Here is a 17,662-nt window from a genome sequence, read left to right on the forward strand (position 1 = left end):
TTTTTGCGCGTCGGGAGCGACTCACGACAGGAATGTGGGTTTGCACTCTCAAGACTAAGTAGGAAGGGCCATGAACCTAATCAGATCGCTGATGGTTTGGCTGCTGCTGGCGGCGGTTGCGCTGCCGCAGGCGAGCGCGCAGCAGGGCAGAATCGTCGCGGCGCTGAACCGGTTGACCTGGGGCATTGAGCCGGGGCAGGTGCAGGCAGTGGAAAGAATTGGCCTCCAGCGTTGGATCGAGCAGCAGCTCCACCCGCAAAGTATTCCCGAAAACCCACAGCTCACGGCCCTCCTGCGGCCCTTGGCGACGCTGCGGGAGACACCCTCGCAGATCATTGCCGCCTATCCGCCGCCCCAGGCGCTGCAGCAAATGGCCCAGGGCCGGCGGCCTCTGCCGCGTGATCCTCTGCTGCACCAAATCGTGCAGCGTGAAATCGGGCAATTCCAGCATCCTACGGCTGCGCATAAACCGGCGCTGGCAGCAACGGCGCCACGCACCGCGGCGGCGGCATTCATGGCACTGCCTGCCCGCGTCCGGCAGCAGCAGGCACTGGCGCTGGCGCCGGCCGAAGCCAATCGCATGGCGCCCTGGCTGCCCCTTGCCGAAGCGCGCCAGTTGATCTACGACCAGCGGCCCCAGCAGGTGCCCGCTTTCGACCTGACCTCCGCCAAGGTGCTGCGCGCGGTTTACTCCAACCGCCAGCTTCAGGACGTGCTCACCGACTTCTGGTTCAACCATTTCAACGTCTACATCCGCAAAGGCAATGACAGCGAGTTGATCGCGAGCTATTTGCGCGCGGCCATCCGGCCGCATGTGCTGGGCAAATTCCGCGATCTGCTGGTGGCGACCGCGGAAACTCCGGCGATGATGTTCTACCTCGACAACTGGCAATCGGTGGATCCGGGCGTCAATAAGCGCGGCATCAACGAGAACTACGGCCGCGAGCTGATGGAACTGCAAACGCTGGGTGTGAATGGCGGCTACACACAGCAGGACGTGATTGCCGTGGCGCATTGCTTTACCGGCTGGACCATCCGCCAGCCGGGACGCCTGGCTGAGTTCTATTACAACGACCGGCTGCACGATCACGCGCCCAAAGTGGTGCTGGGCGTCACCATACCTGCCGGCGGCGGCATGTCCGATGGCCTGCAAGTGCTCGCCATGCTGGCCCGCAGCCCGGCAACCGCGCGGCACGTCTCCTTCGAGCTGGCACAGCGTTTTGTGGCCGACAATCCGCCCCCGGAGCTGGTGGCGCGCATGACGACGACCTGGCTGCAGTCCGATGGCGACCTGCGCAAAGTCATGGAGACCCTGCTTAACTCGCCAGAGTTCTGGCAGGCAGCCGCGGGGCGCGGCAAGATGAAATCGCCGCTGCAGGTGGTCGTCTCGTCGGTACGCGCGCTGGGGGCCGAGGTCACCAATCCGCTGGCATTGAGCCGCGCCATCGCCAATATGGGCGAACCGCTCTACGCCAAGGAGCCACCCACCGGCTACAGCAACGACGGCGCGCAATGGCTTTCCACCAGCGGCCTGGTTGCGCGCATGCAGTTCGCCACGCGCCTGGCCGCGAACCAGATCCCTGGCGTTCAGGTAGATTTGAACACGCTGGGCAGCGATGCGGAATTCGCGCAGAGTATCCTGCAGCAAACACCCAACCCCGCCGTCGCCTCCGGACTGCGGGATGCCAAAAACCGCCGGCAGCTTGCAGCGCTCCTGCTGGGCTCGCCGGAATTCCAGAAGCGGTGACAGCCATGAAGCTTACGCGGCGCATTTTCCTGAAGGATTCGGCCTTGGCGATGGTGGGCGTGGGCATGGTTCCCGCCTGGCTGGGTCGCTCGGCGTGGGCAAGCGAGCTGGCGGGCCGGAATAAAGTGCTGGTCGCCATCTTCCAGCGCGGCGCGGTCGACGGCCTCAACGTGGTGATTCCGCACGGTGAGCGCGTTTACTATGACTTGCGACCGACCATCGCCGTGCCCGAGACCGCAGTGATCAAGCTTGGCCCGCTGTTCGGGCTGCACCCGGCGCTGGCGGCACTCCAGCCGCTCTGGGCGGAGGGCCAGTTGGCGGCGGTGCAGGCCGCCGGCTCCCCTGATCCTTCGCGTTCGCATTTTGACGCCCAGGACTACATGGAGTCGGGCACGCCGGGCAACAAGTCAACCGACAGCGGCTGGCTGAACCGCGCTCTGGGTCTGGATCCGCGCATGGATCGCTCGCCGCTGCGCGCGGTGGCCATCGGCGCCGAGTTGCCGCTTACCCTGCAGGGTCACGTGCCCGCGGTGGCGATTCACAATCTGAACCAGTTCCGCTACGGTGGCGGGCCACTGGCGGCCGGTTTTGCCGCCATGTACGACCACGCCGGCGATGCCCTGCTTGCCTCCGCCGGCCGCGATACTTTCCAGGCGCTGCGCATGGTGCAGCAGCTCGACCCGCGGCAATATCGTCCTGCAGCAGCCGCACAGTACCCCAATCAACCGTTGGGCAACAGCCTCCGCCAACTGGCCCAGTTGATCAAAGCCGATGTGGGCGTGCAGGTCGCCTTTGCCGACGTGGGCGGCTGGGACAACCACGTCAACGAAGGCGGCGCCGAGGGCCAACTGGCATTTCATCTGCGCGGCTTCGCCGACGCCATCCGTGCCTTCTGGACCGATCTCGGCCCGCGCCAGCAGGACGTCGTGCTGGTCACCATGTCCGAGTTTGGGCGCACTGTGCATGAAAACGGCAATCGCGGCACCGACCATGGCCACGCCAACGTAATGTTCGTGCTGGGCGGCGCTGTGCGCGGCGGCAAAGTCTACGGCGACTGGCCGGGTCTCGCGTCCGCCCAGCTCTACCAGGACCGCGACCTGGCCGTCACCACCGACTTCCGCGCGGTGCTGGGGGAAGCCGTGGTCCGGCACTTGGGCGCCCGCGATCTCACCGGCGTCTTCCCTGGCTACAACGGCACTCCGGCGCAGTTCCGCAATTTCCTGCACTCGTGAAACTATTAGTCGGCGGCGCGAGCTTTGAGATCAGGCGTCGATATCGCTTCCGGCTGCCGCCCGAGCAGCCAGGCCATCAGCCGCGCGCCGAAGGGCTGGTTGGCGAGGAAGACCAGAATCGACGTCACCACCACGCCGAAGAAGATCATCGAGTAGATGATGGCCTGCAGGGCATCGGCGCCGGGCAGTGATTGCTCAACCACCAGAGCGGCGAGGACGGCGGCGGCGAGGCCTTTGGCGACCATGCAGGCCGACATCGAGGCGTCGCGCGTGGGAACGCGATGGCGGAGGGTGAGGCGCACCGCGGGGATGCGCGGAATGAGCAGCAGCAGCGTGAGCAGGCCGCCGAACAGCAGCCAGTTGAGATCAGAGAAGTTGACCGAAAGTCCGATGTAGACAAAGAAAAACGTCTTCAGCAGGAATATGATTTCGCCCAAAAACCCCATCTCCGCCTGGTTGAGGCCGGTGGCAGGCAAGGCTTCGCGCACCAGCGGCGTGTGCTCCACGTTGCCCAGGACAATGCCGAAGGCCAGCGCGGCAATCGCTCCGTTGGCATGCACCAGCTCCGTGCCGCCATAGATGAGGAAGACGAACGCCGGGGTGGTGAACATGGGGTTTTGCAGACCGCGCGTCTTGCGCAGCGCCACAGCCCATACCAAGCCGCCAATGGCGCCGATCAAAATAGCGCCACCAAAGCCCAGCGCAAAGTGGCCTGCCGTCAGCACCCATTGGCCCCAACCATTGGCGTGGAAATTGAGCAGCGCCAGCGCCAGCACAATGCTGACCACGTCGCCGAGCGCCGATTCCAAAAAGAGGATGTCGTGCGCGCGGTCGCCCATCTTCAGGCCCTTGGCCAGCGGCACGATCACGGTCGGCGAGTTGCCGGCGATGATCACGCCGAGCAATGCACCCAGCCAGATGCCCAGCGGCGTCAGCCAAGCCGTGGCCGCGGCCACGATGGCCGCTTCGCCAACGAAGCTGAGTGTCGATAGCGCCAAGGTGCCGGGCAGTGCGCGGCGCAAGCGGTTGAACTGGAGCGAGAGGCCACTCTCGAACAGAATCAGCACCAGCGTGATGGAGACGAACGCAGGGCCAACCACGCCAAAGGATTTCGGTCCGATCCAATGCAGCACTGGCCCGAGTGCCACGCCGATCAGCAGCAGCCAGAGGACGTCGGGGATGCGCGTGCGGCTGAAAATGTGCGCGAACAGGTGAGCCAGGAACACCAACCCGCCGATCAGCGCAATGGAGGCTGCAAGCTGCATATGAACAGGGTACAGGGGTCAGGGGTCAGCGGGTCAGGTGGCAGACGGCGGACCAGGGGCGGCGGCCATTGCCGGGATGGGTCTGAGGCATGATAGCGGCGAGGCGCAGGGGCCAGTTCGGGAGACGATGAAGCTGGAGGCCAGCGCGGATGATGGGATGAACGCTGGCCGCGCGCCAGCCCGCGGGGCGAAAGAACTCAGGGCCTTCGGCGGGCGCGAAGCGAAAGACAGCACCGGCGCCGGCCGGCATCGTTTTTTGCATCATGCGCAGCAGGCCGGGACTGCCGAGATCAATCACCCAATCGTGAAAGCTCGCGCAGGCGGCGAGATCGCGGGCGAGCGAGGCGACCGCATCCGGCGGGAAATAGATCAGCAGGCCCTCGGTCAGGATCAGCACCCGTTTTGCTTCGCGGCTGAGCATGGCGAAGAGAGCCTGGCGCGCGGAAGCGTCGGCCAAGTCGCAGCGCACGCGCTGAAGCTGGCAACGCGGCGTGGCATTGCCAAGGATGGATTCTTTGTAGTCGAGCAGCGGTGGCAAATCGACTTCGATCCAGCGCAGGGTTGCCGGCAGATCGAGGCGATAGGGGCGGGTGTCGAGGCCGGCGGCGAGATTGATCACCATGTCCGCGCCGGCGGCGAGATGCTCGGCTATGAGGCGGTCAGCCAGGACGGTGCGGGCGACAAACGACCAGGAATGCTTGGTCGCCTCGGTTTGCTGAGCGGCGATGCGGGCGCCGCGTTCGCCCGCAAGCGCGCGGGCGTAGGGGTCGCGGAAATGGGCGTCCGGCCGCTCGCTCTCGAGCGCACGATACATGGCCACCCAGAGCGCGGTGTCCGACACGTTGCGGATGGCGGGCGATTCAGGACTGGCCATAAATGGGAATGACGGCGCCATTGATGTCGGCGGCAGCGGGGCTGGCGAGCCAGTGAATCAGCGCCGCAATCGACGACGGCTGCACCCATTTGCCGGGATCGGCCTTGGGCATGGCGGCGCGATTGCCGGGCGTGTCGATGACACTGGGCAGAATCACGTTGCAGGTGGCGCCGCGCGCAGCGACTTCGAGCGCGACGGTGCGGGCGAGCGCGACCACGCCGGCTTTGGCGACGTTGTAGGCGGCCAGCTTGGCGGCGGGCGCGACCGCGTTGCGCGAACCCATGAGCACAATGCGGCCTCCGGGCCGGACGAGCATGGCCGGCACCGCCGCGCGCACGGTATAAAAGGCCGCGTCGAGGTTGAGAGTCATCATACGGCGCCAAATCTCATCGCCGGTTTCGGCTACGCTGGTGCCGCCGGCAAAGCCGCCGACCAGGTGAACCAGAACCTGCAGCGGCGAGCCGGCGGCAGCGACGGCGCGCGCGGCAGCGGCGGGCTGCGTGAGGTCGAAGTCAGGGTGAGAAGCTGCGGTGATGTGGTCGCCGGAGGCAGTAAAGGCCGCAACCACCGCACCGCCGAGTCCTCCGGAGGCGCCTGTAATCAGAATGTTGCGTGCTGCAGGCATGAGAGAATCCCCTTAATGCTTACGCGCAAGGCCATTATAGTCGCCGGAACCCTGCTCACACTGGGCGCCATGGCGCAGGCGCCGCAGACCGTCCGTCTGGCTACGACCTATACGCCCAATTCCTGGCTCGTTTACTCGATCTCCGCCACCACCAAAATCACCACCCGCACCGGCCCGGGCGCGGCCCTGCACGCCACGCTGGTGACGCAGGCGGAAGCACAGTTGCATGTGCTGCCGGGCGCAACTACGAACGATTTTGAGATCGCGGCGCGCTTCAACAAATACAGCACCACCGTCAGGGCAGACAATGCGGCGCAAAAAGCGGGGCTGGAGAAGCAGGCAGCGGCGACAGATCAAGCGGCCGTGGCTATGAAACCGGCGCTCTTCCGGGTGGTGAACGGCGTATTCAGCACCGTGTTCCGCCAACCCGGCGACCACTACGATCAGCCGGCGGATATGCTGAGCGAACTGACGCGCAACGATGTGCTGCCCCGCCGGCCGGTGGCCGTGGGCGCGCAATGGACGCGCACGCGCGAGCGCGCAATTCCGACCACCACGATTTCGATGCCGCTAACGCTGCGCTGCCGGTTGGCCGCGCTGGGCAGCGAGCACGGCGACCGGACCGCGGCGATCGCCGTGGACTCGACCGGCAGCGCCAATTTACCGCCCGGCTCGCTGCCGGACTCGCAGAAGCTGGCTAGCCAGGGCCTGGTGCCGCTCGGCCGCTTCAGCACCAAAACCACCGCGAACTCGGTGTATCGCGTTGCCGACGGGGTGCTTCTCGCGACCAGCAGTCAGACGCACAGCAGCATGCAGTTGCAGTTCATCGGGCCGAGCCCACAGGCGGCGACCTCAGATTCTGAAATCGACTCCACGGGCTCGGTAAAGCTGGAGAAAATCCTCGCTAATTGACGGTGAGCAACAGGGTCACGGTGTGCGAGAGCGTATGGCCGGCGCCAGCGGCGGAGTCGGTTGCGGTGATGGTGACCGAGCTATTGGTTTGGACAGACCGAATTTGATTGTTGCTGCCGCCGCAAGCCGCACTTGCCAGCAGCAGCAGCGCGAGACCCGCAAGCAGGGGCTTGCGCCGGCGTGCTACGAGACCTGAGGCGAGCAAAGCAGCCGCAGCGAGCAGCCAAAGCCACGTCGCACTGCCAGGGCTCCGCTGCGGCGTAGGCGCCGCGACCCAAGCGCCCACAGCGGGCGCAATCGTCAGCGTGGCGGTCGTGCCGTTGGTGATGGCTACGGGTGAGGCAGTTTGGCACGTATAGCCGGCGGGCAAGCCGCTACAGGAAATAGCCACATTGAGATTGAGGCCGTAGGAGACGGCGAAGTTCAGGCCAACGGAGCCTTTTTGGCCGTTGGAAATTGTGAGGGTTGTGGGCGAGGCCGCCAAGCTGAAATCGCCGTCGTTGGCGAGGGTGAGCTGCTCGGAAAACGTGGCCGTGCCAGCGGTCGCAGTGACCGTGAGCGGCAGCTTCGCTGAGGCAGCGGCACCGGCGAGACCGCTGACGGTTACCGTGACGTCACCGCTGCCGGAAGTTGACGCCGCTGCCGAGAAGCTGCACTTCAGGCCGGCAGTACTCGAGCAGGCCCAGGTGACAGGGCCGGCAAAGCCATCGGCGAAAGTGGGATGCAGCGTGACCTGCGTGCTGTCGACGCCGGGCACAACCACCGGCAGCGCGGGCGAGGCGGCGAAGGAGAAGCCGGCGGGCGCGGCGGCGGGTATGCTCCAGGCGCCGCGGCCATGCGTGCCGGCAATCAGAACCGGATTGGAATCGTTAGTGCGCGTTAGCGCCAGGCTAAGAACCGCGGCAGCAGGAAGATTGCTCCCCAGGCGCGACCATTGCTCGTTCGCCGCGCCGCCATCGGTCGCCAGAAAAACGCCCACGTCGGTGGCGACATAGATGTTGTTGGGCACCGCCGGATCGACCACGATGGCGTTGATGGGAACGCCGGGCAGATCGCCGGCGATGCTGACCGCAGTTTGACCGCCGTCGGTGCTCTTGAACAGCTCGGCGTTGGCGCCGAGAAACCCGAAGCCCCAGTACACCGTCTGCGGACTCACGGGGCTGACGGCGATGGCAGAGACCGGCCCGGCGAAGGGCACCGCGGGCTGCTGGATTTCAGCCCAGGTGGGCTGCGTCAGAGTATTGGTGGCGTCGGTAGAGACGCTGAGCGAGCCATCATAGGCGCCGGCGTAGAGCACGTTGGGCGCATGGGGCGCGGCCGCCAGCGCGGTCAGATCATCGTTGCTGCCGGTGAGCACGTTGCCATCCGGATGGATGAGGCTGGGGCTGATCGCCGCCCAGCCGGCGCCGGGCGTGGCGGGCGCCGCCGGGCCCTTCCAGACGCGCTGCGTCAGCAGGTAGATGGAGCTGGGATCGGAGGGCGCCAGTATGTAGGGAATGTAGAACTCCCCCTTGTCGGTGATGGTGCTGTCAGTGACCACGGGGAACCAGCCCACACCGCTGTTGGGCGAGTACGCCAGCGAGATGCCGTAATTCTCGGTGAAGAACTGGCTGGGATTGGCTGGATTGATGGCGGTGTGGCCGCCATCGCCGCCGAACTTATTGACCCAGGTCTGCGTGGCGCTGCTGCTAACCAGTACCGTGCCATTGTCCTGGGAACCGCCCAGTACCGAGCCGGGCGCGCCCGGCACGGCGCTGATGCTATAGAACTGAATCGTGCCCAGAGTGGCATTCATGTTCGTCCAGCTCGCGCCGGCGTTCGCAGTGCTCCAGGCGCCGCCGTCGTTGGCCGTAATCCATTGCGTCGCGGACAGGCAGACAATCGCATGCTCATCCGGATGCACTGTGCCGCCGGTGTAGGAGTTGGTCAGGTTCGTCCACGTCAGCGCGTTGTTCGAGCCGGCTGCCCCGAGCCAGGTATCGATGCCAGCGACAATCAACTGCGACGTATCGGGCGGCGCCGCGAGGTACTGATCGTAGGTGCCCTGATTGTTGCCGCCGTAAAGATTGGCGGGCAGATTGAGCGCGATCCAGCTCTGACCCTCGTTGCCCGATTGCATGAGCCCCGCGCAGCCGCTGCAGTCGGTAGAGCTCGAGGGGAAGCCCTTGCTGTCGGTGATGAGCGCAAACAGGGTCGTACCGCGCACGGCCAGTGAGGCGCGGTAAAAGGTTTGCCGCGACACGGTAAACGGCGCCGGCAGCAGCGACCAGGTCACGCCGTCATCGACGGAGCGATAGAAGCCTTTGGCGCGGATGGCCGCATAGAAGGCCTTATCGGCAGGATCGTAAACGATGTCGGTGCCCGAGGCGCCGCTGGACTCCTGCGTCCATGTGGTGCCGCCGTCGGCAGAACGGACGATGCCGATCGCGGGCACGGAAGGGGTCAGCGTATCGTCCACATAGACGCCACCTTCGGTCATGGCGGCCAGCAGAACCTGAGGATTGGCCGGATCGACCAGCAACCGCGACACCGCACTGCCCAAAAAATCAACGCCGCTGCCCGTTGTCCAGGTTTGGCCGCCGTTGGTCGATTTGAAGATGCCGTCGCCGTAGTAGCTGTCCTGGCTCAGGTTGGGTTCGCCGGTGCCCACGTAAATGGTGGTGGGGGTGGTCGAGTCATCGAGCGCGATGCTGCCGATGGCGAGGCTGGGCAGATTGTCGCCAATGGGTGTAAAGGTCGGGGTGGCTGACAGCGCATTGGTCGAATACCACAGGCCACCGTCAGCGCCGCCCAGATACACCATGTTGCCGGTCGGGTCTTTGCTGGTGTCCACCGCGATGGCGGTCAGGCGGCCGGCGACGTTGCCGAAATTCGGATCGCTTTCCGGCCGCGGCCCCAGCTCCGTCCAATTGCTGCCAAACACCGGCAGCGTCGCCGCGCCAGCCGCCGCGAATTGGCGCCGGCGCACGCCCGGCTGCACGACCGGCAGCCGCAGCGCGTGCTCGTAAGCGCGGTAGCGATGCACCGCCGGCAGCAGCGCATCGCGTGACTGCCGGAAGCGCATGAACCAGTCCGCGCGCCCGGCGGGGTGATCCCCGCCGGGATAAGGATTAGGACGCGTGGGTGCCTGCGTGAGCGCCAGCGCACACACCAACGCTAAACCCAGACCTACCGTGACTCCAGCCTTACGCCCGGTCATGCCGTGAGTATACGGCGAATCAGTACCCGTAAAACGGACCAACGTGCGTCGTTCCGTTCGACTTCGCCTGAGCACCGTTCAGACCAATGACCACTGTTTTACCAAAAAAGAACGCCAGCCCGAAGTCAAAGCTGCCGGGGTTCGGGCCGGCCAGATTGTCAAACGCCCAGTTGCCGGTATTGAACAGCGTTTGCGCGTCAGCGACGTCCCAGGCCGCCGTGATGCTCGTCGTACCGTCCGCGCTCAGGTTAGTTGCCGTGTAGCTGATCGGGCTGGTGCCGCCGGGGCAGTAAAAGCCGGAATTGCCGCCCGTGCACTGCGTAATGTTCAAGGTCGTAGCGTCCAGGAAGAAGTTGGCGTTCGAGCCCGAATCGATAACGGAGCCAATCGCCTGGCTGAAGTTGTAATAGGTCTTGCCCTGAAAGGCGGTTTGGAAGTTGCCGTAGCCGTCGGCGCCGAGTACGACTTCTCCGGTGAGCTGGTTGTCGGACTGGGTGCCAATGCCAAACGTCATGGTGCCCTTGGCCGAGATGGCGCCGGAAGCCGGCACCGCCGGCAGCGTAATCAGCTCGCCGTTGTTGTCCTGTGGGAATACGCTGACCGGGTTTTGTACCTCTTCGGCCAAGGGGATCAGCGCCGCTGTACAGCCGGTGGAAGGACACGAAAAATAGATCGGCGGGATGTTCTTGGGATCACCACCCTGATCCGAGCTGCACGCACCGCCACAATCGTAACGGAACACGCCCACACCCAGGATGCCGTTGGCGCCGAGCGACTGCTGCGTATCGTTTTCCGTCAGGCCGCCGGCGGTGCAGGCGCTGGGCGCTCCGGGGAAACCGGATACTCCCATGACCTGGACGGGCACATTCGCTGCGGTTTCTCCGCCCAGCTTGACGTCGGCGTTGGCAACCGGGCCCCAGTTGTAGGTCGCAACATAGGCCGTGCACTCGCCTAACGGTTTTCCGTCTGGCGCATTGTTGAACTTCAGCGGCAGGCTGGCCAGCGCGGAATCGAGCAGACGCAGGCCATACGATCCGGAATCCACCAGCACATTGTCCACCGTGGTGCAATTGGTTGTGCCCGGCACGCATACGGTCACGCTGGTAAACAGACCGTTGGTGTAGTCGTTGACGACGCCGGCGTTGGCGACAATGGCCACCTGGTTGATCGGTGGCGGCGTGCTCCCTCCGCCGCCACCGCCGCCGGAGCTCGAACTGCCGCCGCCGCCGCCGCCGCAGGCGGCCAGAGGAAGAAGCAGAACCGCGACCCAGGCGTAGCGAGTGAATATTTTCATTTAGCGCACCACCGCCGCAGAAAGCTGCGCGGGGATCTTATCGGTCAAAAAGGCACGGCCGCGCAGGTTTCGCATGTGGCCGCTCAATTGGACCACCAGATTGCCGGCAGCGATCGTTACCGGGCCGCGATGACGCTGTTCGCTGGCCGCTTTTCGATAGGCGGCATAATTGTTGGCCAGCAGCGATTCCAGGTCCGGCGGCACCGGACCTTGCCACGCCATGCCGAAGACCACCCCGTTCGCACTGGCATAGGCCCGCAGCGTCACGCCGCGCGGAGTTTGATATTGACGCACGCTCACGCCCGCTTGTTCGAGTTGGCGGCGGCCGGTCAGCGCCTGCCCGGCAATCGCCGGCAGCGGCTGACCCAACACCGGCAGCGGCGGTGGCGTCGCCGAGAGCACACCGGCCAATGCCACCGTCGCGAGGAGAAACACGGACACAATTTTCCGCATACCCGATTGGACGCGAAACCGGTCGCTCCGGGTGCCGGAAGTTTCGTCAGCTAGGGCGAATTTGCCCGCCGTCTGCGGCGTTTCCTTAAGCCAAGCTGAAACGTAACGTTCGCTCCCGGCCTTGGCGCCGAAGAACGAAGGGGAGCCGACCAACGGAGCAAACCTGCCAGTGGCAGGTTTGCGCGGGGCGTAGCCCCGGCTAAGAGCGGCGTGAGCCGCTAGCTGCAGCCGCTGGTCTCGCCGCAATTCACGCACTTGTAGCAGGAACCGTTAGGCACCATGATGCTGCCGCAATTATGACAGGGCGGCGCATCGATCGACGTCGCCGGGGCTCCCGACGTGATCAGCGGGATCTGGCCGGCGGTTTCAAGCCGCTCCTGGGCTTCGCCGCGATCACCGTGCAGGTCCTCGACGCCGCGCGGCGCCGGAGGCTGATGATCGAGAAAACGCAGCCCCATCCAGCGGAACAGATAATCCATGATGCTCTTGGCGTAGCCGATCTCTTCATTACCCGACCAGCCGCTGGGTTCAAAGCGGGTGTGCGAAAACTTGTCGACCAGCAGCTTGAGCGGCACGCCGTGTTGCAACGCCAGCGAGATCGCGGTGGCGAAGCTGTCCATCAAACCGCTGATGGTTGAGCCCTCTTTTGCCATGGTGACAAAAATCTCACCCGGCTGACCGTCCTCATACATGCCCACGGTGATGTAACCTTCATGGCCACCGACCTTGAACTTATGGGTGAGCGAGCGGCGCTCCTCGGGCAAGCGGCGGCGATAGGGGTGGGCCGATGGAACGGTTTCCGGCACACTCAGCGCCGGCTGTAGCGCCGCGCCCGGCTCAGATTTCTTCCCGGCCGCTGAGAGCGGTTGAACTTTCTTGCTGCCGTCACGATAAATGGCAATCGCCTTCAGCCCCAGTTTCCAGCCGTCGGTATAAACCTGCACGATGTCGTCAACGCTCGCATTTTCCGGCAGATTGACGGTCTTCGAAATGGCGCCCGACAGGAACGGTTGTGCCGCCGCCATCATGCGCACGTGACCCGAGTAGTGAATGCTGCGGGTGCCGTTGGCGGGTTTAAAGGAGCAGTCAAACACCGCCAGATGCTCGGCCTTCAAATGCGGCGCGCCTTCGACAGTGCCGGTAGCGTCGATGAACTCCAGCATGTCGTGCGTCTGCTGCGCCGAATAGCCCAGACGGAGCAGCGCCTTGTCCACGCTCTGGTTGACGATCTTAATCCGGCCGCCACCCACCAGTTTTTTTTCTTTGACCAGCGCCAGGTCGGGCTCGATGCCGGTCGTATCGCAATCCATCATGAAACCGATGGTGCCTGTAGGCGCCAGCACGGTGACCTGAGCGTTGCGGTAACCGTGACGGGAGCCCTGCTCCAGCGCCTCATCCCAGCACTGCCGCGCCGCGGCCAGAACCGGCTCGGGGGCATTGCGTGGGTTGAGGTTGTTGACCGCGGCGCGATGCATGCGGATGACATCCAGCATCGGCTCGCGGTTGGCGGCAAAGCCGGCAAATGCACCGCTGCGGTCGGGCGTGGCCAGGGCCTCGGCGATACGCGCCGACTGGTAATAGGCCTGGCCGCACAGGATGGCGGTGAGAGCGCCGGCGAAGTCCCGGCCGGCATCGCTGTCGTACGGCAATCCATTCGACATCAACAGGGCGCCGAGGTTGGCGTAGCCCAGGCCGAGAGGCCGGTAGTCGTGTGAGTTCTGGGTGATGCGCTTCGTCGGATAGCTGGCGTTGTCGACGATGATCTCCTGCGCGGTGATCAGGATGTCGATCGCCTGGCGATAGCCGGCGACATCGAACCCGCCGGGACCATTGAACTTGTTCAGATTGATCGAGGCCAGGTTGCAGGCCGAATCGTCCAGGAACATGTACTCCGAACAGGGATTGCTGGCGTTGATGCGCGCCGTGTTCTTGGAGGTGTGCCAGCGATTCGTGGTGGTGTCGTACTGCATGCCCGGATCGCCGCACTGCCAGGCTGCTTCCGCGATTTGCCGCAGCAGACCTTTGGCATCGACGGTTTTAATGGCCTCGCCCTTGCGCTCGCCGGCAACGCGGCGGAGCTGGAAAGGCTCGTCGGCCTCGGCGGCCCGCATGAATTCATCGGTGACACGAACGCTATTGTTGGCGTTCTGGAAAAAGATCGAGGAATACGCTTCCCCATCGAGCGCGGCGTCGTAGCCCGCCTGCACCAGCGTCCACGCCTTGCGCTCCTCCTTGGCCTTGCACCAGATGAACTCTTCGACGTCAGGGTGGTCGACGTTCAGCACCACCATCTTCGCGGCTCGCCGCGTCTTGCCGCCGGACTTGATCACGCCGGCGAAAGCGTCAAACCCGCGCATGAAGCTGAGCGGACCGCTGGCCGTGCCGCCGCCAGAAAGTTGCTCGGTCGAGCTGCGGATGGGCGAAAGGTTGGTGCCGGTTCCCGAACCCCACTTGAATAGCATGCCTTCCGTTTTCGCCAGCGTCAGGATGCTGTCCAGCGAGTCGTTGACGGAGTTGATGAAGCAGGCCGAGCACTGGGGCTTACGATACCCGATGACGCCAAACTCGGGCCGGCTCTGGTTTTCATCCCAGAACCAATTGGCCGCCGACGATTCCGGCTCGATGCGATCGACGCCGCAGTTGAACCAGACCGGAGAGTTGAAGGCCGCTCGCTGCGTGACCAGCAGATGCACCAGCTCGTCGTGGAAGATGGCGGCGTCTTCAGGCGTGTGGAAGTAGCCGCCTTGTACGCCCCAGTCGCGCATGGTTTCCGCCACGCGCGCCACCAGGGCGCGGACGCTGTTTTCCCGCTCCGGCGCATGCAGTTTGCCGTGCAGATATTTCGAGGCCACGATGTTGGTGGCCGTCTGCGACCAGTCGCGCGGCACCTCGATATCCTTCTGCTCGAAGATGGTCTCGCCCTTTTCGTTCTGAATCAGCGCCGAACGCTTTTCCCACTGCACCTGCTCGTACGGCGACTGCTGCGCCGAGGTAAAGTGCCGGCGCAGGCTGAGGCCTGTTCCCCGGCGGACAATTGGAGTTTTGAGCGTTTCCAGCTTGGTGTTTACAGCAGAACGGGTGACCGGCTCCGGCACAGATTCAGACATTCGACATCTCCCTATTAACCATACATCTTGTGGGCGAATGATTGTAGCGCACAAGCTGATGGGCATCATCGGAGAAAATCCTGTGCCGCGTCAAGGGGAAAAGCTTAGAGCGAAAGCCACAGAATGTGGCGAAAATGGCACACAAGCAAATAGCGCGCCAGTGCACTAATCTCCCCTTCAGGAGCGGCGAATCGGCTGGGCCGCGGGTGCGAGCGAATCCGCTGGGAGTGGCTCGGAAGATTCTGCCCCCGCAGCCGTGGCTTCGAAGCAAATTTCGAGCTGCGTGCCGCGTTCCGGCAGCGGCGCCGCCACCTCCGCGCAAAACAAAAGGATCAGCGCCGAGACATACGCCCACAGCAGCAGCGTCACGGAGATGGCGAAGGGGCCGTACAGGTCCTGAAAATTGAGCAACGGCAGCAGCAGGATGTAGATGTATTTCGACGCTTCCCAGAGCAGTCCCGCGATGATCGCCGCCGGCAGCACCCGGCGCACCGGCACGCGCCGGTTGGGCAGCCACCAGTAGACTAAAAAGAAAATGGCGATGGTGAAGGGCACGGCGCTCACGCGCACCGCCGCAATCGAGAACACGTCCAGCGAAACCGGGTGTTTTTGCAGCAGCGTGGCGTGGCTGAGGAAGCGGTAGAGGCGGGCGGAATAGGTTTCCGTCAGCGAAGTCAGCGAGGCCGAAAGCATGCCCAGCAGGCCGCAGGAAAACGCCAGCACAATCGACACCGCCCAGTTACTCAGGTAATTGCGGTTGCGCAGCACGCCCCAGATGCGGTTGAGCGCCACTTCCAGCGGCATGAACACCCCGGTGCAGGTCACCAGCAGGATGAGCAGCGAAGCCACCTGCACCGCGCGCTGGTGTTCGACGATCAACTGCAGGTTGCGGATGATGAAGCTCTGCGTGGGTAAATCCACCGTTTCGGCCACCGGCAGATAGGCGCGCAGCAGCTCGATCAGGCTGTGATACAGCCGCTCATTCTGCAGGAAATCGCGCGTGAGCGTGAGCAGTAGAACAATAAAGGGGAAAAACGACAGCAGCGCATACGCCGCCACCGCGCTGGCGTAGGTGTGGGTCTCGGTGGCCACCAGGTAGGCCGCCGTCTGGCGCAGGCGTGGATGCCGGCGCGACGCGGCAGGAGGCAACAGGGTCTGCACAGGTTCATTTTACTAATCGCGGGCATCCAGCGTGGCTTCGCCACGCGGCCCGCTCTCCAAGGCCGCAAAACCGCTGCGCCGGGGACCCCTACGCCCCGGCTCCGCTTCGGCCCGGCGACTTCACCCGCTATACTGAGTCAACCATGCGATTCCTGCCGCGGGAAGCAAAGTTCTTCACTATGTTCGAGCAGATGGGCGCCATGCTCATCGAGGGCGCGGATTTGCTCAACAAGGCGCTCGCCGACATTGCCGAAGCACCTCTGCGGGCAGGGGAAATCAAGGCCCTCGAACACAAGGCCGATACCCTGACTCACCAGATCATCACCAAACTCAATCAGACCTTCATCACTCCCTTCGATCGCGAAGACATCCACACCCTGAGCTCGCGGCTGGACGATGTCCTCGACCTGATCGATGCCACCACCATGCGCATCGTGATTTACAAGATCGCGGTCTTGCCGCCCGGCGCGCAGGAGCTCGGGAAGGTGCTCGCCGCCCAGGTGCGGGAAATCGCCGCGGCGCTGGCGCTGTTGCAGCGGCCCGATGGCATCCTGAAGCACTGCATCGAGATCAACCGCCTGGAGGACGAGGCCGACCGCATTTCCCGCGCCGGCATCGGCATGCTGTTCGAGAAAGCCTCGAACCCCATCTCGCTGATCAAGCAAAAAGAACTCTACGAAGTCCTGGAGCTGGCCACGGATAAATGCGAAGACGTCGCCAACGTGATCGAAACCATCGTGCTCAAGGCCGCCTAGCGGTGCGAGCCGCCGCATGAGCACCCTGCACGTCATTATCATCATTGTCATCGCGGCGTTCTGCTTTGATTTTCTGAACGGCTTTCACGACGCCGCCAATTCCATCGCCACCGTCGTTTCCACGCGCGTGCTCACGCCCGGCGTGGCCGTGGCCTGGTCGGCCGTCTTCAACTTCATCGCGGCGGTTTTTCTGGGCACGGGCGTAGCCGCCATGGTCGGTCACGGCATGGTGAAGTTATCGCTGGTGAACGAGCGCGTGGTGGTGGCCGGCCTTATTGGCGCCATCGTCTGGGATCTGCTGACCTGGTGGCTGGCGCTGCCCACCAGCAGCACCCATGCCCTGTTGGGCGGCTACGCCGGCGCCGCGATCGCCGCCGCGGGTTGGGGCGCGATCATCGCCCGCGGCTGGATCCTGACGCTGGCCTTCATCGTCATCAGCCCCGCGACGGGGCTGGTCTTGGCATGGTTTTTCATGATCCTGGCCTCATGGGCCTTCCGGCGCTCACACCCGATGCGCGTGGACCGGCTGTTCCGCAAGCTGCAACTGGTGTCGGCGGCGCTGCTCAGCCTCGCCCACGGCACCAACGACGCCCAAAAAACCATGGGCATTGTTACCACCGCGCTGGTGACGGCGCATTTCATTCCCACCTTCAAGGTGCCCTTGTGGGTCATCCTGATGGCGGCAACGGCGATGGGCTTGGGAACGGCCTCCGGCGGCTGGCGCATTGTGCACACCATGGGCTCGCGCATCACCAAGCTCAAGCCCGTGGGCGGTTCCTGCGCCGAGTTCGCCAGCGCGATCGCGCTGTTTGGCAGCACCGCTCTCGGCATTCCGGTCTCCACGACGCATACCGTCACGGGCGCCATCGTGGGCGTCGGCTCGGTCGAACGCTTGTCGGCCGTGCGCTGGGGCGTTGCCCGCAACATCGTCTGGGCCTGGATCCTGACCATCCCCGCCGCCGCCGTCGTGGCCGCCGGGTTCTGGTGGGCGCTGGGCCCGGTCCTGCACTAGGAAGAAAGTATTACAATTAGGAAGAA

General features: G+C 64.4%; 13 protein-coding genes. 5 read left to right on the forward strand and 8 right to left on the reverse strand.

Going from position 1 to position 17,662, the window contains the following annotated elements; translation table 11 throughout:
- Positions 1-70: 70 nt before the first annotated feature.
- Both EPN33_05950 and EPN33_05955 read left to right on the forward strand, forming a co-directional pair.
- Positions 71-1,747 (forward strand): DUF1800 domain-containing protein, encoded by a 1,677-nt coding sequence (locus EPN33_05950; protein ID TAN23032.1) that lies wholly within the window; start codon positions 71-73, stop codon positions 1,745-1,747.
- A gap of 5 nt (positions 1,748-1,752) precedes the next feature.
- A complete protein-coding gene (locus EPN33_05955; protein ID TAN23033.1) occupies positions 1,753-2,979 on the forward strand; it encodes a DUF1501 domain-containing protein in 1,227 nt (408 codons plus the stop codon).
- 5 nt (positions 2,980-2,984) lie between these two features.
- Here EPN33_05955 and EPN33_05960 read toward each other — a convergent pair whose 3' ends face one another.
- The 3 genes from EPN33_05960 to EPN33_05970 are packed head-to-tail and all read right to left on the reverse strand — an operon-like array spanning position 2,985 to position 5,743.
- Positions 2,985-4,244 (reverse strand): hypothetical protein, encoded by a 1,260-nt coding sequence (locus tag EPN33_05960; GenBank protein ID TAN23034.1) that lies wholly within the window; start codon positions 4,242-4,244, stop codon positions 2,985-2,987.
- Positions 4,245-4,269: 25 nt separating this feature from the next.
- A complete protein-coding gene (locus tag EPN33_05965; protein ID TAN23035.1) occupies positions 4,270-5,118 on the reverse strand; it encodes a class I SAM-dependent methyltransferase in 849 nt (282 codons plus the stop codon).
- On the reverse strand, positions 5,105-5,743 hold the full coding sequence (locus tag EPN33_05970) for an SDR family NAD(P)-dependent oxidoreductase (protein TAN23036.1): 639 nt from the start codon (positions 5,741-5,743) through the stop codon (positions 5,105-5,107). The genes EPN33_05965 and EPN33_05970 overlap by 14 nt, the downstream gene beginning before the upstream one ends.
- Before the next feature lie 15 nt (positions 5,744-5,758).
- Between EPN33_05970 and EPN33_05975 the strand changes: the two genes are divergently transcribed.
- Positions 5,759-6,655, forward strand: coding sequence for a hypothetical protein (locus EPN33_05975; GenBank protein ID TAN23037.1), 897 nt, complete (start codon positions 5,759-5,761; stop codon positions 6,653-6,655).
- On the opposite strand, the gene EPN33_05980 is transcribed toward EPN33_05975, so the two are convergent.
- From EPN33_05980 to EPN33_06000, 5 genes are all read right to left on the reverse strand, one after another.
- A complete protein-coding gene (locus EPN33_05980) occupies positions 6,648-9,854 on the reverse strand; it encodes a hypothetical protein (GenBank protein ID TAN23038.1) in 3,207 nt (1,068 codons plus the stop codon). The genes EPN33_05975 and EPN33_05980 overlap by 8 nt on opposite strands.
- A gap of 19 nt (positions 9,855-9,873) precedes the next feature.
- Positions 9,874-11,148, reverse strand: a complete 1,275-nt coding sequence (locus EPN33_05985) for a DUF3443 family protein (protein TAN23039.1) — start codon at positions 11,146-11,148, stop codon at positions 9,874-9,876.
- Entirely contained in the window at positions 11,149-11,601 is a 453-nt protein-coding gene (locus EPN33_05990) for a DUF2844 domain-containing protein (GenBank protein TAN23040.1), read from the reverse strand.
- 218 nt (positions 11,602-11,819) lie between these two features.
- Entirely contained in the window at positions 11,820-14,708 is a 2,889-nt protein-coding gene (locus EPN33_05995; GenBank protein ID TAN23041.1) for a vitamin B12-dependent ribonucleotide reductase, read from the reverse strand.
- A gap of 177 nt (positions 14,709-14,885) precedes the next feature.
- Positions 14,886-15,824: a YihY/virulence factor BrkB family protein gene (locus EPN33_06000; GenBank protein TAN23154.1), complete on the reverse strand. Its 939-nt coding sequence runs from the start codon at positions 15,822-15,824 to the stop codon at positions 14,886-14,888.
- A gap of 188 nt (positions 15,825-16,012) precedes the next feature.
- Between EPN33_06000 and EPN33_06005 the strand changes: the two genes are divergently transcribed.
- Both EPN33_06005 and EPN33_06010 read left to right on the forward strand, forming a co-directional pair.
- Positions 16,013-16,624 carry a DUF47 domain-containing protein gene (locus tag EPN33_06005; protein TAN23042.1) on the forward strand — a complete coding sequence of 204 codons (612 nt, stop codon included), beginning with the start codon at positions 16,013-16,015 and terminating at the stop codon, positions 16,622-16,624.
- A gap of 16 nt (positions 16,625-16,640) precedes the next feature.
- Positions 16,641-17,636: an inorganic phosphate transporter gene (locus tag EPN33_06010; GenBank protein ID TAN23043.1), complete on the forward strand. Its 996-nt coding sequence runs from the start codon at positions 16,641-16,643 to the stop codon at positions 17,634-17,636.
- The last annotated feature ends 26 nt before the right edge of the window (positions 17,637-17,662 follow it).

The sequence above is a fragment of the Acidobacteriota bacterium genome (assembly GCA_004299485.1).
Lineage (GTDB): Bacteria > Acidobacteriota > Terriglobia > Terriglobales > SCQP01 > SCQP01.

Excerpts from the sequence above, each read along its gene's own strand:
- EPN33_05950 (TAN23032.1), top strand. The coding sequence starts at position 71 with ATGAACCTAATCAGATCGCTGATGGTTTGGCTGCTGCTGGCGGCGGTT.
- EPN33_05955 (TAN23033.1), top strand. The coding sequence starts at position 1,753 with ATGAAGCTTACGCGGCGCATTTTCCTGAAGGATTCGGCCTTGGCGATG.
- EPN33_05960 (TAN23034.1), bottom strand. The coding sequence starts at position 4,244 with ATGCAGCTTGCAGCCTCCATTGCGCTGATCGGCGGGTTGGTGTTCCTG.
- EPN33_05965 (TAN23035.1), bottom strand. The coding sequence starts at position 5,118 with ATGGCCAGTCCTGAATCGCCCGCCATCCGCAACGTGTCGGACACCGCG.
- EPN33_05970 (TAN23036.1), bottom strand. The coding sequence starts at position 5,743 with ATGCCTGCAGCACGCAACATTCTGATTACAGGCGCCTCCGGAGGACTC.
- EPN33_05975 (TAN23037.1), top strand. The coding sequence starts at position 5,759 with ATGCTTACGCGCAAGGCCATTATAGTCGCCGGAACCCTGCTCACACTG.
- EPN33_05980 (TAN23038.1), bottom strand. The coding sequence starts at position 9,854 with ATGACCGGGCGTAAGGCTGGAGTCACGGTAGGTCTGGGTTTAGCGTTG.
- EPN33_05985 (TAN23039.1), bottom strand. The coding sequence starts at position 11,148 with ATGAAAATATTCACTCGCTACGCCTGGGTCGCGGTTCTGCTTCTTCCT.
- EPN33_05990 (TAN23040.1), bottom strand. The coding sequence starts at position 11,601 with ATGCGGAAAATTGTGTCCGTGTTTCTCCTCGCGACGGTGGCATTGGCC.
- EPN33_05995 (TAN23041.1), bottom strand. The coding sequence starts at position 14,708 with ATGTCTGAATCTGTGCCGGAGCCGGTCACCCGTTCTGCTGTAAACACC.
- EPN33_06005 (TAN23042.1), top strand. The coding sequence starts at position 16,013 with ATGCGATTCCTGCCGCGGGAAGCAAAGTTCTTCACTATGTTCGAGCAG.
- EPN33_06010 (TAN23043.1), top strand. The coding sequence starts at position 16,641 with ATGAGCACCCTGCACGTCATTATCATCATTGTCATCGCGGCGTTCTGC.